Annotated in this window: 16 protein-coding genes, 3 pseudogenes and 1 riboswitch; all 19 genes and pseudogenes read left to right on the top strand. The window is 42.6% G+C overall.

Annotation, left to right across the window (positions count from 1 at the left end):
* The first annotated feature begins 235 nt into the window (after positions 1-235).
* The 19 genes and pseudogenes from E4K67_RS00005 to dapA all read left to right on the top strand — a co-directional run bounded on the left by E4K67_RS00005 (position 236) and on the right by dapA (position 23,049).
* On the top strand, positions 236-580 hold the full coding sequence (locus E4K67_RS00005) for a group II intron maturase-specific domain-containing protein (RefSeq protein ID WP_158408347.1): 345 nt from the start codon (positions 236-238) through the stop codon (positions 578-580).
* A 24-nt stretch (positions 581-604) separates the two neighbouring features.
* Positions 605-1,000 (top strand): annotated as a pseudogene (locus tag E4K67_RS00010) (XkdQ/YqbQ family protein); the annotation flags it as partial.
* Between the two features lie 352 nt (positions 1,001-1,352).
* Complete coding sequence (locus E4K67_RS00015; protein ID WP_135544382.1) at positions 1,353-3,842, top strand: helix-turn-helix transcriptional regulator; 2,490 nt, start codon at positions 1,353-1,355, stop codon at positions 3,840-3,842.
* Between the two features lie 107 nt (positions 3,843-3,949).
* Positions 3,950-4,180 (top strand): DUF2442 domain-containing protein, encoded by a 231-nt coding sequence (locus E4K67_RS00020; RefSeq protein ID WP_135544383.1) that lies wholly within the window; start codon positions 3,950-3,952, stop codon positions 4,178-4,180.
* 255 nt (positions 4,181-4,435) lie between these two features.
* Positions 4,436-4,684, top strand: coding sequence for a phage tail protein (locus tag E4K67_RS00025; RefSeq protein WP_135544384.1), 249 nt, complete (start codon positions 4,436-4,438; stop codon positions 4,682-4,684).
* A 54-nt stretch (positions 4,685-4,738) separates the two neighbouring features.
* Positions 4,739-4,981 carry a phage tail protein gene (locus E4K67_RS00030; protein ID WP_135544385.1) on the top strand — a complete coding sequence of 81 codons (243 nt, stop codon included), beginning with the start codon at positions 4,739-4,741 and terminating at the stop codon, positions 4,979-4,981.
* A gap of 48 nt (positions 4,982-5,029) precedes the next feature.
* Complete coding sequence (locus E4K67_RS00035; RefSeq protein WP_135544386.1) at positions 5,030-6,079, top strand: cadherin-like beta sandwich domain-containing protein; 1,050 nt, start codon at positions 5,030-5,032, stop codon at positions 6,077-6,079.
* 186 nt (positions 6,080-6,265) lie between these two features.
* Positions 6,266-10,537, top strand: a complete 4,272-nt coding sequence (locus E4K67_RS00040; RefSeq protein WP_243454282.1) for a cell wall-binding repeat-containing protein — start codon at positions 6,266-6,268, stop codon at positions 10,535-10,537.
* A gap of 305 nt (positions 10,538-10,842) precedes the next feature.
* Positions 10,843-11,118 (top strand): hypothetical protein, encoded by a 276-nt coding sequence (locus E4K67_RS00045; protein WP_135544387.1) that lies wholly within the window; start codon positions 10,843-10,845, stop codon positions 11,116-11,118.
* Between the two features lie 148 nt (positions 11,119-11,266).
* A pseudogene (locus E4K67_RS31410) lies at positions 11,267-11,452 on the top strand (DUF6998 domain-containing protein); the annotation flags it as partial.
* Positions 11,453-11,495: 43 nt separating this feature from the next.
* Positions 11,496-12,347, top strand: coding sequence for a DUF3102 domain-containing protein (locus E4K67_RS00050; RefSeq protein ID WP_135544388.1), 852 nt, complete (start codon positions 11,496-11,498; stop codon positions 12,345-12,347).
* A 656-nt stretch (positions 12,348-13,003) separates the two neighbouring features.
* A complete protein-coding gene (locus tag E4K67_RS00055) occupies positions 13,004-14,161 on the top strand; it encodes an efflux RND transporter periplasmic adaptor subunit (protein ID WP_135544389.1) in 1,158 nt (385 codons plus the stop codon).
* Positions 14,158-17,301 carry an efflux RND transporter permease subunit gene (locus E4K67_RS00060; RefSeq protein ID WP_135544390.1) on the top strand — a complete coding sequence of 1,048 codons (3,144 nt, stop codon included), beginning with the start codon at positions 14,158-14,160 and terminating at the stop codon, positions 17,299-17,301. Before E4K67_RS00055 ends, E4K67_RS00060 begins: the two co-directional genes overlap by 4 nt.
* A 38-nt stretch (positions 17,302-17,339) precedes the next feature.
* Positions 17,340-18,068: a response regulator transcription factor gene (locus E4K67_RS00065; protein WP_338031803.1), complete on the top strand. Its 729-nt coding sequence runs from the start codon at positions 17,340-17,342 to the stop codon at positions 18,066-18,068.
* 2 nt (positions 18,069-18,070) lie between these two features.
* Entirely contained in the window at positions 18,071-19,435 is a 1,365-nt protein-coding gene (locus E4K67_RS00070) for a sensor histidine kinase (RefSeq protein WP_135544391.1), read from the top strand.
* 113 nt (positions 19,436-19,548) lie between these two features.
* The gene (locus E4K67_RS00075; RefSeq protein ID WP_135544392.1) at positions 19,549-20,346 is read left to right on the top strand and encodes a Fic family protein; all 798 of its coding nucleotides are present in this window, start codon (positions 19,549-19,551) and stop codon (positions 20,344-20,346) included.
* Between the two features lie 64 nt (positions 20,347-20,410).
* A pseudogene (locus E4K67_RS00080) lies at positions 20,411-20,551 on the top strand (cell wall-binding repeat-containing protein); the annotation flags it as partial.
* A gap of 241 nt (positions 20,552-20,792) precedes the next feature.
* The gene (locus tag E4K67_RS00085) at positions 20,793-21,446 is read left to right on the top strand and encodes a hypothetical protein (protein ID WP_135544394.1); all 654 of its coding nucleotides are present in this window, start codon (positions 20,793-20,795) and stop codon (positions 21,444-21,446) included.
* A 449-nt stretch (positions 21,447-21,895) separates the two neighbouring features.
* Positions 21,896-22,071, top strand: a riboswitch (Lysine riboswitch).
* 87 nt (positions 22,072-22,158) lie between these two features.
* On the top strand, positions 22,159-23,049 hold the full coding sequence (dapA, locus tag E4K67_RS00090; RefSeq protein WP_135545117.1) for a 4-hydroxy-tetrahydrodipicolinate synthase: 891 nt from the start codon (positions 22,159-22,161) through the stop codon (positions 23,047-23,049).
* Positions 23,050-23,072: the final 23 nt, after the last annotated feature.

The raw sequence follows: 23,072 nt of genomic DNA on the forward strand, positions 1-23,072 counted from the left end.
AGCCCTTCTTTCTTTGCTAGTTTACAAGACTTCATGATCTTGTACTAGAGAAATCTTATGGCTCTATCTTACATCGCTAAAGAAAAGTACTTCGATATCGTGAATCAAAGTAAATTAATAGAAGTGCTGTCAAGAACAATCAAGGATGGACGGGTAATATCGCTAATCCATAAATATCTGAGAGCAGGAGTTGTAGAGAAGTAAAATAAAAGAACTCACTAGCAGAAGTAACGGAATGGGTAATGAGCTCAGGGCTACAAAACTCAGACGCTACATTATGGGGTGGGTAAACTACTTTAAGCTAGCGGACATAAAGAAGTTGCTGTTAGAAACCGATTCTTGGATGCGAAGACGTATTCGCATGATCTACTGGAAACAGTGGAAACGAGTGAGGTCAAAGCTGAAAATGCTTAAGTCACTGGGGATCCGCGAGCAGAAAGCATGGGAATATGCAAACACAAGAAAGAGCTACTGGAGAACATCCAATAGCCCAATCCTAGCCAAATCCCTAACAAACAATGTTATTAAAGGATTTGGATTCCTGTCCTTTTCAGAGTATTATCGACAAGTTACAGCGTAAACTGAGGAACCGCCGTGTACCGAACGTAAGATAGCCACAGATTTTAAGCTCAAGCTTGGTCAAATTGACGATACAGGGTACAGGATACCTACCATGAGCGAGGATAATCAAAAGCTGTTGGACATCATCTGCAAGGCGTTGGACTTGACTCTCATTAACTCAGGCAAGAACTATGTCTTCTTTGATGACTTTGGCTCTTTGTTCGTTAGAAATATAGATGATCTGTTGTTGGACTTTATCGTCGGGGATAACAGCCTCATGACGGACTACGTCCATAAGCTATCGATAGACTCCGACACCTACAACAAGATTAAGCTTTATAAAGACAACAAAGATACAGGTAAACGAGAAATCTATCTCGCCTACGATAGCGTCAATATGGACAAGTGGGGGGTTCTGCAGCTTTGTGGCTCTCTTGAGCCGTAATATTCATCTAGTTGACAGTAGTAGAATTAGCTATAAATTCTCAAACGAAAACTATAGTAAAACAGAGTGTATAAAAGAAAAAAGGATTTCTAGACTAAGGATAGAATATGTAAATCAGACCGAAAAACGGCACACTAAAAACAAATTAATCGACGCACAAGCCCGAATTTGACCGAATATGAGGAAACATACTTTTGTCAACTTGTCATTGTGTTTAGAGATTTATGAGGTTCGTAAGAAGTCCGGCTCCGTTTGAAGCAAAGGGTGAGATTCCCTTGGCTTACTCGACTGTGGGGGGTGTCGGGTAACCGGCATCTCTACCGTGATCGCGAAGGTGGTGCATTTATTGGCCATAGCAAAACGCTATAATACCAAAAGTTTATATTTTTCAGAGCGTATAACTGAAGCCATGGGCAGGATCTTTGATCATCCTCTGACTATCGTTGAAGCACCCATGGGCTATGGGAAGACAACTGCTGTCAGGGAGCATTTAATTAGTACCGGAGCCCATGTATTATGGCAAAAAGTAAATGACAGTTCAACAAACAGCAATTGGTATGGATTTGGACGCCTGTTTAGTAAATTGGATGACAACCGCTCACAGAGTCTTATCCAGCTTGGGTTTCCTAATGACAGCGTTTCAAGGCAGGAAGCCTTTAATATTATTGTAGATATTAAGCTACCTGTTCAAACTGTGCTCGTGATTGATGATTACCACCTGATGGATAGTTCCGATATCAACAGCTTTATTGAGTTTCTAGTAAGAAATGAAATAGATAATCTTCACATAGTCCTTATTGCACGCTTTACAGAGCTGCAAAACATTGATGAACTTATGCTTAAAGGGTATTTAAATCATATAACCAAAGAAACCTTTGAACTAAGGTCCAAGGAAGTTATAAAGTATTACAGGCTGTGCGGAATCAGTCTTAAGGATACTGAAGCAGACAAGCTGTATTCCTTTACCGAAGGCTGGATAAGTGCCTTGTATCTTCTGATGCTTAACTATATTGAGGATGGCAATTTTACCACTCTAATCAACATCTATTCGCTTGTTGAAAAAGCAGTCTACACACCGTTTTCGGAGGAAATCAAAGATTTCCTCTTAACCCTCTGTATTTTAGACAGCTTTACCCTTGAACAGGCTTCCCACATGTGGCAAAAAGAAAATGCAGGTAAGCTTTTAACTGAGATTACAAATAAAAACGCTTTCGTGAAATACGATCGCAAGACTAAAACCTATCAAATGCATAATATCTTTACCAACTTCCTCAAAGACATGCTGGAAAGCAAAAACGTTAGGACGGAAATCGAACGGAGAGCTGCTCAGTGGTACTTGAAAACGGGTGACTATTTTGCCGCTATGCACTATTTTTATAAGTGTAAGGATTTTGATCAGTTGCTTTTCTCACTGGAACAAAACAAGGCTAATGGATTGAACAACGAGAATAAAAAAGAATTGTTCTTAAAGTATTTTGAAGAATGCCCTGAGGAGGTGAAGGGCACGCATCACTTTGCTTTACTTATATTTGCTATGGCTTTTATATCTTATAAAGAACCAGTTATGTTTAGTAAGGCTTGCAGTGAATTTAACCTCAACCTTCAAAGGGATGAGAGCTTGAATGATGACTTTAGAAAGCGGCTTTTAGGGGAATATGAGCTGTTACTAAGTTTCACTGGATATAACGATATTAACAAAATGTCAGAGCATCACCGAAAAGCAAGCAAATTGCTTAGTGAACCTACTTCATTTATAGATTTGAAAGCTAATTGGACTTATGGAGCTCCATCGGTTTTACATATGTTTTATAGAGAGTGCGGCAAGCTTGAAGAACACGTTCTAGACTTAATAAAGAATTTGCCCTATTATTACCAAATTACCAACGGCCACGGCTATGGAGCTGAATATATCATGGAAGCGGAAAGATATTTTAACATGGGCGATGTTATCAATGCCGAGATTGTGATCCATAAAGCCTTATACAAGGCTCAGGTAAATAAGCAGACAGGGATCGTTCTTTGCGCTCTATTTCTGCAAATACGCCTTGCTTTTTTCAAAGGGGATTATTCCCATATGTTGGAACTTTTTCGGGTCATGTACGAGAGTATTTCGGACGTAAGTCAAAGAAACTTTATTTATACCATTAATATATGTGAGGGGTTTGTTTATTCTCTCTTGTATCGACGGGATAAAATACCAAGCTGGATAGAAATAGGTGATTTTAACAATAGCAGGCTTCTTTTTCCAACGGTGCCGATGTTAAATATTGTCTATGGCAGAGTCCTTTTAATTAACGGAGAATATTTAAAGCTCATAGGGAGCGCTGAACATTTTATCGGCATAGTCTCTGTTTTCCCTAATTTGCTCGGAAAAATTTATACCTACATCTACCTTGCAGCGGCAAACAAACAAGTATTCAGGGAGTACGAAGCACGTTCTGCCCTAAGGCAGGCACTTTCTATAGCCATGCCGGACAAAGTGTATGTACCCTTTGTAGAGAACTGTGATTATATTAAACCTCTCCTTGAGAAACTTTATGAGGATGGTAATTATCGAGAGGATATTAGCATAATATTGGAGCTTTTTAAGACCTATCAGAAGTCAGTAGAGCAAATGATTAAGGAAAACTTTTCGGTAGAGGAAAATCCCAGGCTAACCAGTAGAGAAAAAGAGATAGTACAGCTTGCAGTTGACGGACATACCAATAAAGAAATCGGTGAAAGATTGTATATTTCACCCAACACAGTCAAAACACAGCTAAAAAGTATATTTGTTAAGCTAGGCGTGAACTCACGGGTTCTTTTGAAACGATATTTGGAAACGTTGAGCGAATAGAAGCTGAAAGATTCATTACGAAAATTCACCCAGTGGGTGATATAAAATAATAAAAGTTCACTATACAATCATTGTATGGTGAACTTTTAGTTTTCGGAGGTGATGCAATGAGCCGTATAAAAAATGTGGTGCCCAAGGAGGACTACCGCTTAGAGGTACAGCTTGACAACGGCAGCTGCGTAACGCTGAATCTTGAAAGCAGGCTTCATACTGTTAGGTTTGGGATGCTATCTGACAAGCAGTTTTTTAAAACGGCAACAACTGATGGAATCTGTATTCGGTGGGGTAACAAAATTGAAATATCAGTTAATGAGGTTTTTCAGCTGGCACAAAAGTAGTGCTAAAGAAGGGATTGTGTCATTTCGTTTCAATTCTATATTAAGGGCTATTGCAATATTTAGAGTAATTTTTTGACTTATAATGAAGAATTTGTAATGACGATTTTCGAAGGGGGAATTAATTTATTGTTTGTTATATATCAAAATTTATTATAAAAGGGAATAAAGACCTATAGCCAATTTTTCATTATTTAAATTATAGTGGAAAATTAACTCTTATTTTACTAAATTTATTTATTTTGGAAGGAGTAAATTATGGACCCATACTTAGGAGATATTGAGCTATTTGCCTTTGATTTTGCACCTTCTTACTGGATGCTCTGCGAGGGACAAACGCTGAACATTGCCACAAATCAGGCTTTGTTTACACTACTCGGCACCACCTTTGGCGGAAACGGCACTACCACCTTCTGCCTGCCTGACCTGCGAAATGCGTTGCCTATGCAAGGCATGGGCATGCATTACTGCATAGCGGTACAAGGCACATATCCCAGCAGGAATTAATCGGAACGTTTAGAATTTGAGGAAAATCTTAATTTATTGAGGGAGGATAAGATCATGGATTATTTCTTGGGACAAATTGTTGTTTTCCCCTATAGTTTCGTGCCAATGGGCTGGATGCTTTGCAACGGACAGCAGCTTTATATACAGCAGAATTCAGCTCTGTTTTCATTAATCGGCAACAAATTTGGCGGAGACGGCCAAACTACTTTCAATCTCCCCAACCTGCAGGGAGCAGAAGCATTGCCTGGGACGGGATATTATATTTGTATCTCCGGCATTTACCCGACCAGGGATTAAGGGATATAAAACTTTAACTAAGGGATTTTTGAAAGGATGGACAGTAATATGAGTAATATTGTTCTAAATAAGGCCGCAGACGCGAGCAGTTTCGTCAATCCCTTTATACCAGCAAAAGGGGTTGACGGATCAGTGGCACCGTTGAACAGATGGCTGGGTTCTTCTCCGGTTCCACTGTCGGGAGCACCGGCACCCAATTGGTTGAGGGTCGACCTCGGCACTAACTGTTGGGTCAACCGCTGGGTCGTCAGGCAGATGGGAGGCCTTGGCTGGTCGCCGAATTATAACCTGATAGATTACAAGTTCCAGGGAAGCCTTGATAATTTAAACTGGTTTGACCTTGACAGCGTAACCGACAATTCGGCAAATTCGACCGACAGGATGATCATACCCAGCAAGGTCAGGTGGGTAAGGGTTTACATTACCAAAGGCTTAAGGTGTAATACCAATTTTGCCTCGATCGCGGATTTTGAAGTGTATGATGCACCTCCCACCGACTCGACTCTATCAGCACTCAGCCTAAACAACGGTACTACCAGCTTCCCCCTTGGTCAACCGTTTATAAAAACAACCACTACCTATACAGCATCGGTGGGCTTTGACACCGAAAATATAACCGTGATACCAACAACGACAGACCCTAATGCCACAGTTGCGGTAAACGGTGTTCCTGTGCCGCGAGGGCAGTCCTCTCAGCCAATCAGCCTGACAGCGGGAGTCGTTACATCGGTCAATGCAGTAGTAACTCCTGTTATAGGTGACCCGCAGACATATACAGTCAATGTGACCAGAGCCAGCAGTCCATATTTGACGGGGTTGGTAATTAAGTCAGGAAGGGTGACACTCACGCTTTCCCCGACTTTCAATCAAAATACTTTTGCGTATACTACTACGACCAGCGGTACCACAAGTGTTTTAATAACCGCTACCGCAGAGGATACTGGCGCTACAATCAAAATAAAAGGCACCCCTGCAACCAGTGGAGTTGCCTTAACGGTTCCGGTGAGCTCAGGTAGTAATACAATTGATATCGTAGTTTCTTCTGTATCTGGTACAGATCAAAAAACATATTTATGTACAATATCTGTCGGATCGTGATTATAAAAGCCTTGAACCACCTGGAAGATAGTTGCTTTTATCCTCTAGGTGGCTATGAACTTTAAAATCATATTAACAGCAATATGATGAACTTGACACAAACAAAAGACGGGCATTAAATAATGGTTTGCTAATCTGAGGTTAAAGATTATAAGAATAAGTTTTTTACGGGGGTGCCAGCATATTGTGATAAAAAGTACATATTTTAAATTATTTCTGATTTTAATAGTTTTATCAATTCTAAGCTTTACATCTAATGATGCTGCTTTTGCAGCAAGTGATTTAATTAATGTATCACAGGATGTTGCGACTGATAGTACTAGAGTAGAAAACAGATCATATACAGTTGCTGAAACCGATACGATTAAAGATAATTCTGGAACTATGAACATTAACTGGGTTGGGAGTGAACCAGGTTACACATATGCAAGATCGGCTATCAAATTAAGTCTTGCCGGAATTACAGGAACAATTACCTATGCCACATTTAAATTTTATGTTGTAGATGTTCAAGGAGCCCCAGTGGTGAATTTAATATCAACTACGGATGAATCTTGGAATGAAACTGACCCAAGTCCGGCTTTTCCTACTTATAATTCAGCAGGTATTGTTTATGATTCTACTATAGGTCCTACTGCTCCTTATTCAAATGTTCCAGTAACTTCTAGCGGTTGGAAAGAATTTAATGTTAAAGACTATATTCAATCGTGTGTTGATGCTGGGAAAACAGATGTTATTTTCGTCCTGACAGGAACAGAGGGCTCAGGTACGAATGATGATTTTAACTTTGTTAGCAATCAGGATAGTAATACAAATTTATGGTCAAAGCTGGATTTAACTTACACTCCAGCGCCAACTCCTCCTTCGGTGACTGGAGCAGGATATACCAACAACACGATGCCTACCTGGAGTTGGACTGCAGGTGGAGGGGGCAATGGGACATTCCAATATAAACTCGACAATAACGACTTAACTTCGGGAGCTACTACAACGACCTCATTGGGTTACACTCCGGGAAGCGCTTTATCCGAAGGTCCTCATACGCTTTATGTACAGGAATCGAATGGTGCATCTCCGGCCCGCTGGTCGAATAGCGGCAGCTTTACCATTGTTGTAGATATTACTCCTCCGACCGCCCCGGCGGTGATAGGAACTTCGCCGACCAACAGCGTCACACCGACCTGGACTTGGTCGTCAGGCGGAGGGGGTGACGGCAATTACAGGTACAAGTTGGATGACAGCGATCTTTCCTCCGGGACGACAGCAACGACTTCTCCAAGCTATACTCCCGGCAGCGCGTTAAGCGAAGGATCGCATACGCTTTATGTGCAGGAAAAAGACGCCGCAGGTAACTGGTCTTCAAGCGGGAGCATTAGCATAATTATGGATGTCACTCCACCGGACGCCCCGACGGTGACAGGGGCTACGCCAACCAACGATAACACGCCGACCTGGACCTGGTCGTCAGGCGGAGAGGGTGACGGCAATTACAGGTACAAGTTGGATGACAGCGATCTTTCCTCCGGGACGACAGCAACGACTTCTCCAATCTATACTCCCGGCAGCGCGTTGAGCGAAGGATCGCATACGCTTTATGTGCAGGAAAAAGACGCCGCCGGCAACTGGTCTTCAAGCGGAAGCTTTACAATCGTAATTAATACCACAGCACCTGTACAAACAGCAACCCCGACGATTACGGGAACGCCCACCGCTGGTGCTACCAGCGTATCTGGCACAGCCGTCGCAGGAGCGAGCGTTGTGCTTAGCGTCAACGGAACCGCCAAACCGGCTGTAACAGCTGATGGAAGCGGAAACTGGACAATCTCCGGATTAACCTTAGCCACAGGTGACGCCATCTCCGTGACAGCCCAATCCACAGGTGAGACTGTAAGCAACGCAGCCACGGCAACAGTAGCAGCAGCACCTGTACCTGTACAAACAGCAACCCCGACGATTATGGGAACACCCACCGCAGGGAATACAAGTGTGAGTGGTACAACTGTCGCAGGAGCGAGCGTTGTGTTAAGCGTTAATGGAACAGCCAAACCGGCAGTAACCGCTGATGGAAGCGGAAACTGGACAGTCTCCGGACTAACATTAGCATCAGGTGACACCATTTCCGTGACAGCCCAAGCCACAGGTGAGACTGTAAGTAACGCAGCCACGGCAACAGTAGCAGCAGTAGCAGTAGTCACAATCGATACAGCAGCCATAGCTGGGGTAACGGCGCCAGTAACAGGTGCAACTCCAGTATCGACAATAGCTGCTACATCAGAATACATAGCAACGATTGCTTGGTCACCAGCAGATACAACATTTGCACCGAGTACAGTATACACGGTAACAATTACGCTCACACCCAAAGCAGGTTATACCTTGACGGGTGTGTCTACCAACTTCTTTACAGTGGCTGGAGCAACAACAACCAATAGTGCTGGTTCAGGAGTTGTGACAGCGGTATTCCCGACCAACGTGGCAGTACCGACCATCAATACCCAGCCAAGTAATCAAACGGTGAATGTAGGAGGAACAGCAAACTTATCCATTACAGCAAGCGGTGGAGTGGTGCTCTCCTACCAGTGGTACAGCAATACAGTAAACAGCACCACGGGTGGAGCTATCATCAGCGGTGCGGCAAGCGGCAGCTATTCAGCACCGACAGACGCTGAGGGAACCAAATATTACTATTGTGTAGTGACTAATACTGACAGTGGAGCAACTGGGAACCAGACAGCCACTGCAACGAGCAATGTGGCAACGGTGACGGTCAATGCGGCACCGACCCACGGTGGAGGCGGCGGTGGCGGCTCGCCAACCCCATCACCAACCCCTACTACCGTTACCGGTAGTGTAATAGACGGTAATGGTACACAGGTTTCCAATGTGACAGCTACCGTAACTGCGGATAGTAATGGGAATTTTACAGTTTCCATGAATGTAGCTCAAACTGTAATGCTAAAACAACCTGACGGAACTAAGAGTTCTTTAAGTGATCTTTCTAAAGTGACGTTTGCAACAGCAGCAGGCTCGCCTGTAACAGTTTCTGATGATGGAACAATAAATCTGACGAGACTAGTAAAGGGAACGGACAATAACTTTAATATCACGTATGATTTAGGGAACGGACAAACGATTACGATCGGAACAATGGATGTCACAGTTTCTAGCAATGGTGCTGTAAGTTTAACCTGTACTTTAATCGACCCCTATGGAGTCATCATTGATGCAGCCACAGGCAAGCCTATTGCAGAAGCAAATGTCACCTTGTATTATGCCAATACGGAAAGAAACAAGACCGATGGCAAAACTCCTGACACTGTAGTACCTTTACCGGGTATTAATGGATTTAAGCCCAACAATAATCTAAATCCTCAGCTAAGTGATGCCTCAGGTGCCTATGGCTTCATGGTATTCCCCACGACAGATTACTACATCGTTGCCACCAAAAATGGTTACAACAACTATACAAGCCCAACAATTTCTGTGGAACAAGATATCGTCAAATGGGACTTTAGAATGAATCAACCAACCTCTGGATTAACAAGACTTTCGGGTCTGACGAGTGTCGATACTGCGCTCGTCATCGCCAAAGCAAACTGTACAGGGGAGGTTGCAAATGTCATCTTAGCTACTGTAGACAACTATCCGGACGCCATAGCCGGAAGTGTTCTAGCTTACAAGCTTAATGCGCCAATCCTACTGGTTGGAAGTTCTGATGCCGATCAAGAAAAAATATTGGACTACATGAAGGATACTATGAACCCGGCAGGAACGGTCTATATCCTAGGTGGCACGGCAGTCGTCAGCAGTGCCATGGAAGGTAAAGTAACAGCGAGTGGGTTCGCCAATATCACCAGATTAGGCGGGACTGACAGGTATGAAACATCTGTCAAAATAGCGGATCAATTGAAGGCCAAGACTGGAACACCGATTGTGCTTGCCTATGGAGACAACTATCCTGACGCATTATCCATTAGTAGTATAGCAGCAGAAATGCAGTACCCCATACTTTTAGTTCAAAAAGACGGACTTAGCGATGTGGTCAAGAACAAGATTGCCGAAATCAAGCCCACCAAAGTATATATCATCGGAGGAGATGGGGTCATCAGCGCAACTGTAGAAAGCCAAGTCACACAGATCACGTCATTAGGCAAAACTAATATTGTGAGAATCGCTGGAGCAGACCGCTATGAAACCTCTCTTGCCGTAGTAAAATACTTTGATTTATCTGGTCAAAGCGTCTGCATAGCCACAGGAAATAACTTCCCGGATGCTCTGGCTGGAAGTGTCTATGCGGCCAATCATAATGCCCCGATTATTCTGGCAGATGGAAGCTTGTCCGATCAGGTCATGACTTATCTTAAGGATAAAAAACTGATTGGAGCGACCCTATGCGGTGGAGAGGCTGTTGTCAGTAAAGACATTGAGCGGCAGCTTGGACAGTTGATGGGGAAATAGGAAAGAGTAGATTATTTGAGAGAACTTTGTAAGTATGCAACAACAAGTACATCCATTGTGATTAGACTATAGTTTAATTGCAATGGGTGAAACTCTTGATTGGGATTATTGTTATGTGAAAGAATATCCGATTAATAAATGGGATTTTCCTACTATACGATTCTTTCTTTTTCAGGATGTTGTAGATAACGGTAAGAAGCACTTTTAATCAAAGTGTCCAGCTTTAGAACAGAGAACCCGCATAAAGGGTTCTCTTTATATTATTATGTAAACACTGGGCTCTATTATGAGGGAGGAAGAAAAACTTGAAACAAAAAGATAATGAAGAACGGGAACGGATAGAATGGGAAAAGTCCAAAAATTCAGGGATGGGTAAATTCTTACTGCGTGAGGGTTTTTTCCAGTGGGGACTACCAATGGGTGTTATCTTTGGGATCATGTTACAAATAATTGAAAATGGATTTCATTTCGGAAATTTCGGATTTGTTAATAACATATTTTTTGGCTTGGTCATTTTCTGTAGTAATGGTTTGGTAATTGGACTCCTATCTTGGAGAAGGAAAAAGAAAAAGTATTCATAACTCCGAGTTACTGGTATGTCTATGCAAAAAAGTAAGCCACATGTTAATGTCAAAGGTAAACCAAGTGACAGCCCCCTGTCTTTTAATTAGATAAAGGGGGGCTGTCACTTTTCATAACGGTCTTTATCGGACGCAAGTTAAAGGAAATTATCAATGCAGAGGAATTTTCAATGGACCCGGAAAATTGGCATGGAATAACGCAGGTAAAATGCAAAAAACTAGACATAGACCAATATCTGCCTTTAAGCTGCGCGGACTTATGGAATCAGTTGAAGAATCTCAACGTATTTTGCAAGCAAACTCACACTTGTCTGGGGCTCGGCATATCCTATAACGGTATCTGAAAAGACATTCCGAAAAAAGGATGGGACGCCGGTATGAGGATGGCAATTTCCAACAGGACGCCTGAGCAAATTGCGTCCGAGATTAACGTTATCAAGGAAGAAAGCGGCAAAATGCTGCTTACCAATGCCGTGGAGATCGGACGGCGTCTGACGGAAGCCAAAGAGCTGGTACCCCATGGGGAGTGGCTCAAATGGCTGACTGAATCTGTGAGTTACTCCCGAAGCACGGCCAGTAGACTGATGAAAACTTTCCGGGAGTACGGGCCTATACTCTCCTCCTCCGACTGGGAGGATTCCCCAAATGGTGCAGCGCTGCACCATTTGAACTACACCCAAGGACTCACGCTGTTTGGGATCCCGCTAGAGGATCGGGATCAATTTATAGCGGACAATGATGTTGGGAATATGAGCCAGCGGGAGCTACTAAAGACAATCGATGAAAGTGGCCGGACGCCTCAGGAAGAAGACCTTCAAGAGCCCGAAAATCTGGTGACACAAAAGCAAGGAAGTGCGGCGGAAGAGGCAGAGGAAGCGGAAAAGGAAATAGATAAACCTATAGATAAACCTATAGATAAACCTATGGAACTGATCCCGGTGGAAAGGAAGATTATCAAGCCGAAGACTGTGCAAACTGTGCCGCCAGCAGAGAATACCAATGCCGACAGCATGAAATACGACGCCCAATACGCTATGCACCGCGACAATATGCTCAGCGCCTACGGGGGACTGCTGAAAACTCTCGTTGACTTAAACAGAGTAGACCCGGTGAAGAAGGAAGCAAACAGGAAAGAGGCCTTAAAGATAGCGACTAACATGGTGGAGACACTGAAACAATATCCTCCTAGGATTAAGACAAATTTGAATATTAAAAAGGACAGAGACTAGTGCACAAAGAGATGCCTGCTGCGGCATCTCTTTGGTATCCTCAAGGCACGTAAGAGAAGATCGGAATACCAATTTTGTATGTGTAAAGGCGATTCAGATATGAATATAAAGTACTTTCGACAAATAATGAAGATAGACTAAGAGCTTTTTCAGCAAACTTTCAGTTAATCTTCAGGCCTATTTCAGTCTAATATTGGATAATAACAGTGTCTTCAGAAATTGGTGTTGAAAAATAAGTTAAGAATGAGTTGAATATAGAATGACTTTAATTATCACCCTATTATTAGTGGGTATGGTTCCTTTATTATTAAGAATGTTGCTATCTGCCGATTTGGACACAGACAGTTAACCGTTAATTCGGGTTAATATACAGTACCTTCTTTTCATATTCACCTCCTTCACTCCCCCTCTAACGAGGGGATTTCTTTGTTTGTACAGTAAAGAAATAAAACTCTGATTTTAGTTATACAAGTATAAATCGAAGTCCTTGCAGATATTAAACCCTATAATTAATCGATCGACACATAGAAAAAAGAGTAGGGTAAGGGCGGTTTGGAAATACATGAATCCTAAGATAAGGTATTCTATTTAAGAAAATATAAAGGTTTGTAAATTATAATTTTCATGATTGATAAACAAAGGGGAGGAATCATCGGGTGACTAATAAAAAAAGAGTCAATATTCTTCAGTGGGTAACAGTAATATTGGTGGGCTCATTATTGTTGATATCAGGATGCAGCCCTCAAATGCCTACTTCGGTAGCAGAATCAGCGATAACAGTAAATGTTGAGACTGCAGAGTCAAGAGATATTTATGGCAGTATCAGTTATAACGGTCGTTTGAAGGCAAGCAGAGAAGTTCAGGTACTTCCCCAGACTAGTGCGCGGATAATTTCGATAAATGTAAGTGAAGGTCAGGAAGTCGGAACTGGACAGACGTTGATGACTTTAGATAGCAGCAGCCTGCAAGCTTCTTTAAAAAAGGCGGAAGCTCAGGTAGCTTCTGCAAAGGCAAATCAGGTCAACAATCAGATCAAACTGGAAGCTGCAGGCAAGAGCTATGAACGCACTAAATCATTGTATGACGCAGAAGCAACAACCCAGGTGGAGTTGGAAAATGCTAAGGATGCCTATGATTTATTAAACTCAGGGTCTGTAGAAGCAGCCGTGGCCGAGGCCGAGGCTGCATTGCTAGCGGTTCAAGAGCAGATAGGTTATACCTCGATTACTGCACCGGTGAGCGGATCTATCGGCAGAATTGATGCTTCCGTTGGGGATTATGTTAATACGTCTAATACGGTTGCTGTCATCAGTGACCCCCAAGAATTGAAGATCGAGATTATGGTTGGGGAGTCAGATATTTCGATAATGAAGCTAAATGCCAAAGTAGACGTGTATGTGAAGTCTGTAAATCAAGATTCATTAAGCGGTACAATCAGCAGTATTGCCTCAGTGCTTGCCGCCAACTCAAGCATGTATCCGGTTACTATTACCCTAGATAATGTAGATGGGGAAGCCAAATCAGGTATGTATGCTGAAGTTTCAATCGCTGCCAGCGGTGTCCAAAGTGCTCTTTGTATTCCACTGTCATCCATAATACCAGATAATGGGGTTAATGTAGTATACAGTGTAACTGAAGGGAATGGGGAAATGCGTGCCGCTCGTGTGGAAGTTAAAACTGGCATAAATGATGGGAATTATGTTCAGATATTATCTGGATTAAAAGCAGGTGATAAAGTTGTCACTCTGGGCAATACACTGATTAGCGACGGATCATTACTGACCATTCAGAGTAAAGAGGGTGAGCGGTCATGATGGACAAAATCGCTAAATTTGCGGTAAACAGACCAGCGAGTATTACGATTTTAGCACTGGCTATAGTTTTACTGGGCTTTATAAATCTATCCAAGCTCTCCATTGATGAGATGCCGGAGATGGAAATGCCTATGATAACTGTTATGACTACATACACAGGCGCCAGTCCGGAATCTGTTGAGGAAGAAGTAACTAAACCCTTAGAGTCTGCCCTAGTTAGCTTGAGCGATGTTGAGGACATCCAGTCCACATCTAGTTCTGGTTCATCTACGATTATGATAACCTTTAATTATGGTATAGATATGGATCAAGCTGCTCTCGATATCCGGGATAAAGTGGGGACGATTGAAAGCAGGCTTCCTGACGGAGCAGCTTCCCCAACTATCATGAAATTTGATTCTTCCTCGATGCCAATTATTCAGATCAGCTTATCCGGTGAGAACATGTCGCTGGCAAAGTTACAAGGCTTGGCAGAAGATACAATTGAACCGCGTTTATCACGTATATCTCAAGTCTCTTCAGTTTCCATAACAGGTGGGCAGGAACGGGAAATCCAAGTAGAGTTAGATGCTAATAAAATGGAAAGTTACGGATTAACTTTAGAGGATATTAACGGGTTCATGCAAGCAGGAAACTTCGATATGTCAACGGGATCTCTTAGATATGGGAACCGCAAGTATTATGTTCGTACTATACAGGAGTATAATCGGGTTGCCGATATTGGTAATATTCCCATAACTATAGGGGAAAGCACTATTTATCTGAGAGATATTGCCACTATTGAAGATACTACGGCGGATAGGACTATGTATACGAGGTTAAATGGCGAAACCTCAGTAGGGATATCCTGTCAAAAAGAATCGGGCTCTAATACGGTTGATGCCTGTACAGCTATTAAGAATGAAATTGAGGAAATTAGCCAAGAATTGGGTGGCGAGCTGCATTACGAGATAATTTCAGATCAATCTGAAAGTATTCAGGAGTCTATTGATTCCACTAAACGCATGTTGTACGAAGGAGCTGTACTGGCAGCGGTAGTATTGGTGATGTTCCTGCGCAGGTGGCGCAGTACCATGATTGTCTTTATATCCATCCCCTTGTCTCTAATTGCAACCTTTACCGGAATGTATTTTCTCGGTTATACGGTCAATACCATAACCCTAGGCGGTTTAGCTATGGGGATTGGTAGAATCATCGATGATTCTATTGTGGTTTATGAAAATATTCACCGCCATCGGGCCTTGGGTCTTTCCATGAAGGAAGCAGCTATTTTGGGAGCGAAGGAAGTCGGTGGAGCGGTTCTGGCATCTACCCTTACGCTGTTTGCAGTTTTTATCCCGATGATGACAGTCGAAGGAATGGCCGGAATGATGTTTAAACCCTTGGCAGCGACTATATGTATAGCCATCGCTTGTTCCTTTGTTGTAGCGATATCTGTAGTCCCTATGCTTTCGTCACGCTTTCTGAGCAATAAGGTCATCAAGGCAGTTGATCCGACTAAGCGCAAAAATATATTTGCCCGAATAGTCAATGCTTTTGGCAATTCGATAGATAATTTGGGTGAAAAATACAAAGTTGTTCTAGCTTGGTCATTAGAGCACCGCCGCAGAGTGCTTATTACCGTAGGAGTACTTATGGTAGCCTCACTGCTGACGGTAACCTCTATCGGGATGGAGTTTTTCCCTTCCTCGGAATCTAATGAAATATCGATCAGTATTGAAACCGATAGAGGGTCTTCCCTCGATGATACTGATGCCATCATAGCTCAGATTGAAGATATTTTATTTCAAGTTCCGGAAATGAAGGATGTTTACACAACGGTAGGCAGTAGTGGGTCGAGAATGTCTAGGAGCAGCAGTAATAATAAGGCCAGTATCACTGCCACCCTTGCAGACGAAACAGAAAAGGGCAGAAGCACTGACCAAATCATGGAGGAATTAAGAAGATCAGTAGCCTCAGTCGCAGGAGCCAAAATTGAAATAACTAAAAATACGACCATGGGCGGTATGGCTGGCGACGACATCAGCGTAGAGATCGAAGGAGATGATCTGGATACCTTGAAAGAGATTTCGATTAAGGTGGCCGATATAGTAAAAGGGGTTTCCGGTGCCCGCAATGTAAGCAATTCATTGACAGATGGAGAACCGGAAGTAAAGGTATTCATTGACGGGGACAAAGCTTCCATGTACGGTCTGACGCCGGTTGCTATTGCCTCGGAAGTAGAAAATGTGATGAATGGCCTAGAGGCCTTCACCTATAGTGATAATGGTGAGGATATTACTGTTGCACTTGGGTATAAAGAGGCTGTTGAGGATCTGGAAGATCTAAAGAAATTGACCATAACTAACGCAAAAGGTGATAATATTAAGTTGTCCGATATTGCTTCTTTTGAGCTGGGCCGGGCACCGGTCGAGATCAATCGTGTTGATCAGGTTCGCCAGGCCACGGTCACCGGGGATATCTATGGACGGGATAACAATAGTGTTAACCAGGAAATCAGAACCCAAACTGCCGAGATAGACCTGCCAGAAGGGTATAGCATTAGCTTCGGTGGTGCTAATAGGCAAATGCAGGAAAGCTTTTCGGGCCTGCTTATGGCCCTGGTGTTAGCGATTATTATGGTGTATGTGGTCATGGTTGTACAGTATGAATCTTTCTTTGATCCCTTTATAATCATGTTTACCATGCCTACAGCTATCATCGGAGCCATTTTATCGCTGGCGATAACAGGCAAATCTTTGAGTGTAAGCTCATTCCTCGGGATTATTATGCTGATGGGGATTGTAGTTGCTAACGCCATTGTGTTAATTGATTACCTGAAACAGCTTCGTGACAGAGGGATGGGGAAGAACGAAGCGATTATCGAAGCGGGCCGGGTAAGACTAAGGCCTATATTGATGACTTCACTAAGCACTGTATTGGCTATGCTTCCCTTGGCAGCTGGATTAGGGGAGGAGGCCTCAACCATGGCGCCTATGGCAACAGTTGTTGTCGGAGGTCTTTTGGTGTCTACTGTCCTGACACTAGTCTTGGTGCCGGTCGTATATAGTATTTTTGATGACTGGCGAAGTAAAGTAATGCGCAAGTTCTCCGGAAATAAGGATGAGCTTGTTCTGGGCAATAATTCGATAAACAGCTAAAGAGGATACAGAAGGAATTTGATAGGGAGCTTTCACCTTTGACAGAAAAAGCGCATTGTGTCAAGGCGAAAGTTCTATCAATAATTGAGGTGGCCGTCATGCGAGTATTGATAATCGAAGATGAAGAGCGGATAAGCGCGGCAATAGCTCATACTCTTAAGCAGAAGAATTATGAAGTGGATTGTGTTGAAGACGGAAACGATGGTTTAATGCTGGCGGAAAAAGGAATCTACGATATTATCATATTAGATATTATGATTCCGGGCAAAAGTGGTTTGGAACTATTGAAAGAATTGCGCAACCGCGGAATAACAACTCCGGTATTGCTTTTAACTGCTCTGGATTCGATTACCGACCGCGTTTCCGGTCTGGATCTGGGCGCCGACGATTATCTTGGAAAACCCTTTTCGATGGCAGAGCTTATGGCCAGAATAAAGGCTTTATCGCGCAGAATCCAATCTGTCTATATCAGTAAAGAATTATGTCTAGGTAATATGAGCCTGGATGCAGACAGCCTTTCACTTAACATTGATAAGGAGGAAATTAAGCTCACCTATAAAGAGGTGCAGTTTATGGAGATGCTCATGCGAAGGCCGGGCATGGTCTTTACCCGTGAGCAAATAATCGATAAAGTATGGGGCTACGATAATACGGTAACCGACAATAACATAGAAATATATATTCATTATCTTAGGAAGAAAATAGGTAATGCCAGTCATGTTATTGCCACGGTGAGGGGAATTGGCTACACCCTGGAAGCGAGGTAATTATGTTTAGAGAACTGCGCAATATGCGGATGAGATTAAATTTCTACTATACACTGATGTTAGTATTGTTTATTTCTCTGTTCATCAGCATTGCTTATTTTAATGTACATTATACCAATAAAATCACAACCGACCGAGATCTGAAAGTAAAGGCAGCCTTGGTAAGAGATCTGAACATTTTGCCGGAATTCGATGATAGACCGCCTAAAAAGGGCAATATTCCCGCGGGTGAGGAATATATTGACCCGTTGTTTAAATATATCTTGCGGGATGAAAATATAGATATAACCCAATCTACTATCCAAAATCAGGCTCTTTTTCAGGAAAGTCAGGAATTTGCACTGCAGACCTGGCTGGACCAAGAAGAACGCTGGGATATCATCAGTCTGCAAGGAATTGATTATCGAATCTTTTCAACTCCTTTTCATGACAACGAGGAAAATGGAGTTGTACAGACGTATTGTAATCTCAGTATGCTTAATAAGTTTATCAGCAAGTTTACTAACCTTTTAATAGCAACCGGTGTGGCATCTATTCTTGTAGCGGCTTTACTTGGGTGGTGGCTGGCCGGTCGGGCTATGATGCCGGTCAGGCATGCCTGGCAGCGGCAAAGAGAATTTATCGCTGATGTTTCACACGAACTGAGAACCCCGCTGACAGTAGTACAAAGTAACCTAGATGTCGCGTTAGCAGACAAGGACGGCAGTATTAAAGATAATATTGATTGGCTGCAAAATGCTTACAGTGAAACCGAGAATATGGGTAAGCTGATTAATAACTTGTTGTTTATTGCCCGGATTGATGCGCGTGAAATTCAGTTTAAACATGACGAATTTAATTTGTCAAATCTTTTGACCCAACTTGTCTCTCGTTTTAAGCCCCTGTTTCGGAGTAAGAACCTTATATTCACATCATCTATAGCGCCTATGGTGATAATGTATAGTGATGAAGTCTTGGTAAGACAGATGGTAAGCATCTTCCTTGATAATGCTTTTAAATATACACCGGCAGGCGGTACTGTTAGCTTGAAAATGTTTATAATACAAAATGCAATTGAAATTTCGGTGACAGATAGCGGTATAGGGATTGATAATTCTGAGAAAGAAAAGATTTTTAGGAGATTTTACAGGGTTGATAAAGCCCGTTCTCGAAAACAAGGCGGAACAGGTCTGGGCTTAGCGATTGCTGCCTGGATTGCTAGTGAACATAGGGGACAAATTCAAGTATTCAGCAAACTTGGAGAAGGCAGCGCTTTTAAGGTTCATTTCCCTAATCCAACCACCGCTAATGACCCGAAAACAGGAAATAAAATAAATAGGATTCATGGGAGAATGGGTGAGATTAGCTCTGCAATTAAGAAGAACTGAAATTTCTTAAGCCAATGAGGATTCTTCCTAACAGAAAGGAATCTCCAGGTTTGCTTAAAATCTCGAGCGGTATGGTATAATAGGAAAGTAATGGTGAAAAAGGGAGAACGCACATGGAGCAATACAGCCGGGCCGTCCAACTGTGGAAGTCATACAAAATATTGTCTGCCGCCGAGCTGGACAAATACCTTGACAGCTTCCGTATCCTGTTTGCGTTCCATTCCGGAAAGATAGAAAACGACGAAATCACTTATCACGATACAAGAGGAATCTTTGAAAACGGCAAGGTTGCAAATTACACCGGCAGTCCCCGCGCTATCTTCGAACAGCAAAACCAAAAGCTCTGCTATGAGTTTTTAAAAGACAAAATCGTAAAAAAGGAACCTCTGAGTGTCGAGCTGATCAGAGAAATCCATAAGGTTCTCACCAGCGGCACCTACGATGAGCGCAGGTATATAGAAAACGAGGAACGTCCGGGTGAGTTTAAAAAACACGATTATGTGACTGGAGTCCATGAGGTTGGTTCCGCCGCGGATGATGTGGAACGTGACCTGACGGAGCTGATAGCCGAAATGAATGCCTACAATGGCGGGGATGTAGTGAAAGCAGCCGCCTATCTTCACGCCCGGTTTGAGTACATTTATCCTTTCGCGGACGGTAATGGCAGAGTGGGCAGGACCCTTTTGAACTATTTTCTCATGACCCGCGACCATCCGCCCCTTATTGTCTATGACGAGGAGAAGCGGCTGTACTATGAATGCCTCCAGAAGTATGATGAAGTTGAGGAATTGAAATCCCTATACGAATTTCTTAAATATGAAACAGAAAAAACCTGGGAAAAGGCGCTTGCGCTTGCCGAAGGCCTAAAGCCGGAGCGCAAGGGCTTGTCGGATTTTACTCAAAGTATGTGAAGGAAGATTTTATATAGAAACGGAGGTCACCTCGAAAGGGGTGGCTTTCTTCTTAAGTTTCATTCAAGACCGTTATGCAATCTCTCTGGCTGTAGCCCAATACTTCGATTTATCGGGACAAAGCGTCTGTATAGCCACTGGCAACAACTTCCCAGATGCCCTTACTGGTAGCGTCTATGCCGCAAACTTTGATGCCCCGATAATCTTCGAGTAGTAATGTTGAATGAAATTCAAAACTATATAACTTCAGATATTTGGAATAAAGATTTTTTTGCGATATAAGTCACTATATTGATGAGGGCAAAAGCAGTGTAGGGAAAGAGATGGACTTTGATTTCACCTTACAACAATTGGCTGATTCTATGAGCATACCAGTAGGTAACGATGAATTGTAATCATCGTTACCTACTGGTATGATATGGGTAAAAAGGTGGGGCGGTTAATCAATGTATAATAGGGTCATTGGACTTGTAGCTTTTATCTTATGTATATTTGTAGCCATATTAGGCTCAGGAATTTTTTTAATTGGACTTATGGAGCCAGGAAGCGTTGAGAATCCCTGGATACCCTTTGTATTTGCGATCATGTTTGCATTTTTTGGATTCAAGGCAAAGAGGGAATTAAAGGTGCAGAAGCAGCAAAAACAACTGAAGGAAGAAAGAGGAATAATTGTCGATAGTAGCCTAATACACGTAGAGGGACTCCCGATAGCGGAAAAAACATCGTGTTATGTATACGTGACGGCTAATAGCCTCGTCGTTGAGGGTGGAGGAATTACATTTAACCTTGATCTCGATCAAATAAGAGCAGCCGAAGTAAAAACAGATGTTGAAATAGCAAACATCGTTTATAGTAGTGCGGCACAAGGAATCGTTGGAGAATTAATTTCCGGCCAAACAGGGCTTGCTATAGGGTTGAGAGTCAGAAGCAAGGAAAAGAGATCGTACACTTACTACCTCATAATAAATTATATTGACTCTTCAGGAAAGATTGCGTCCTTACTTTTAGAAGGAGGGAACGTCTCTGATACGGCATTTAAAATTTCAAGAGCTATACAACCCTTAATCGTTAATAATTTTGGAACAACCGTACAGCTTTAGCAATATCCCATAAAAAAGCACTCTTTAGCCCTAAGGGCACCCTCTTAAATTCGCACCCCACTAAATGAAAATGCACCCCCCTCGAAGCACAAGGATGTACATAATTCAATTGTATCAATTATTGAGTTATTAGACATAACATAACTCAATAATTGATACAATTGAAAGTCCAGTAACACTGGGCATTTCGGCCTTTTAGAGCAAGTTTAGCATCGTTTGAAACGACGCTTTTCATTTTTTGCACATTATCATTAAAAGATGCACACCTCCTCGGACAGAATTCTTACCTTTCGTTAAAAAGTATAGGTATCGTTAAAAGGTTTGATTTCCGAACCCTTTACTATGCAAGAAGGATTTAATATACAAGAACCGCTCCATTGTACTCCCGTATCCTTGTGCTTCTACTAATTTGGGCTTGACAAGTATAACGATATATGAATAGACTGAATATAATCGATAGAGGTGCATTGTACAATCAGTACCCGAAGTTGTTAAGGTTTACGCAAGACCGTAGCTTCGGTGAAAGGTGTAGATGCCGAAGTCCATCCCAATTACGTGGGGACTGGGCTGGTTGAACAAAATAAGATTTGTTCAACTGTCGCGTTTGCGGAGAGCTATCTATATTACAGTATGATTGGAAAATCATATGGGTAATTTAGTAGCTGATTCCGTATCAGCTATTTTTTTATTTAAAAGGAGACGTAGAATTAATATGAAAAAGAACACTGTTTTCAAAGGTATCGCCACTGCTCTCATCACTCCTCTGGACGAAACAGGAATTAATTATGAACAGCTTGGTAAATTGATCGATTGGCAAATTGCAGAAGAGATTGATGCTCTGGTGATTTGTGGAACCACAGGTGAAGCGTCGACCCTAACTGACGCCGAGCACAGAGCAGCAATTAGATTCGCAGTTCAGCACGCAGAAGGCAGAGTGCCGATCATCGCAGGCACGGGTAGTAATGACGTCGAATACGCGCATGACCTCACTCTTTGTGCCTGCGAAGCAGGTGCGGATGCAATGCTCGTAGTTACCCCGTATTACAACAAGGCTACGCAAAAAGGCCTGATTAAAATGTTTACACAAATTGCAGACAAGAGTACAAAGCCTATCATTCTCTATAATGTGCCTTCACGGACAGGGATTAATATTGAGCCCGCAACCTACGAGGTATTAGCTGAACACGAAAATATAGTAGGGATTAAAGAAGCAAATGGTAACATTTCGAAGATTGTTGAAACGATGGCGCGTGTGCGTGGCAAGCTTGATTTGTATTCAGGCAATGACGATCAGATACTTCCACTTATGGCGCTTGGTGGAATTGGTGGCATTTCTGTGCTTTCCAACATTATGCCGGCACAGACACGTGAGATTTGCACCCGTTTCTTTAATGGTGACATTGCCGGCAGTGCAGAGCAGCAATTTAAATTTTCTACCCTTTTAGACGCACTGTTTTGTGAAGTAAACCCTATTCCGGTCAAGGCTGCTATGGCAGCTATGGGTTTCTGCAAGGATTATCTCAGATTGCCTCTCACTACTATGGAGGATACAAACCGTGAAAAGCTGGTCTCTCTTATGCGAGCACATGGATTAAACGTATGAGGAAGGTTATTAGGGACGAGACC

The organism is Desulfosporosinus fructosivorans, assembly GCF_004766045.1.
Classification (GTDB): domain Bacteria; phylum Bacillota; class Desulfitobacteriia; order Desulfitobacteriales; family Desulfitobacteriaceae; genus Desulfosporosinus; species Desulfosporosinus fructosivorans.

Excerpts from the sequence above, each read along its gene's own strand:
- E4K67_RS00005 (WP_158408347.1), top strand. The coding sequence starts at position 236 with ATGGGTAATGAGCTCAGGGCTACAAAACTCAGACGCTACATTATGGGG.
- E4K67_RS00020 (WP_135544383.1), top strand. The coding sequence starts at position 3,950 with ATGAGCCGTATAAAAAATGTGGTGCCCAAGGAGGACTACCGCTTAGAG.
- E4K67_RS00025 (WP_135544384.1), top strand. The coding sequence starts at position 4,436 with ATGGACCCATACTTAGGAGATATTGAGCTATTTGCCTTTGATTTTGCA.
- E4K67_RS00030 (WP_135544385.1), top strand. The coding sequence starts at position 4,739 with ATGGATTATTTCTTGGGACAAATTGTTGTTTTCCCCTATAGTTTCGTG.
- E4K67_RS00035 (WP_135544386.1), top strand. The coding sequence starts at position 5,030 with ATGAGTAATATTGTTCTAAATAAGGCCGCAGACGCGAGCAGTTTCGTC.
- E4K67_RS00050 (WP_135544388.1), top strand. The coding sequence starts at position 11,496 with ATGAGGATGGCAATTTCCAACAGGACGCCTGAGCAAATTGCGTCCGAG.
- E4K67_RS00060 (WP_135544390.1), top strand. The coding sequence starts at position 14,158 with ATGATGGACAAAATCGCTAAATTTGCGGTAAACAGACCAGCGAGTATT.
- E4K67_RS00070 (WP_135544391.1), top strand. The coding sequence starts at position 18,071 with ATGTTTAGAGAACTGCGCAATATGCGGATGAGATTAAATTTCTACTAT.
- E4K67_RS00075 (WP_135544392.1), top strand. The coding sequence starts at position 19,549 with ATGGAGCAATACAGCCGGGCCGTCCAACTGTGGAAGTCATACAAAATA.
- E4K67_RS00085 (WP_135544394.1), top strand. The coding sequence starts at position 20,793 with ATGTATAATAGGGTCATTGGACTTGTAGCTTTTATCTTATGTATATTT.
- dapA (WP_135545117.1), top strand. The coding sequence starts at position 22,159 with ATGAAAAAGAACACTGTTTTCAAAGGTATCGCCACTGCTCTCATCACT.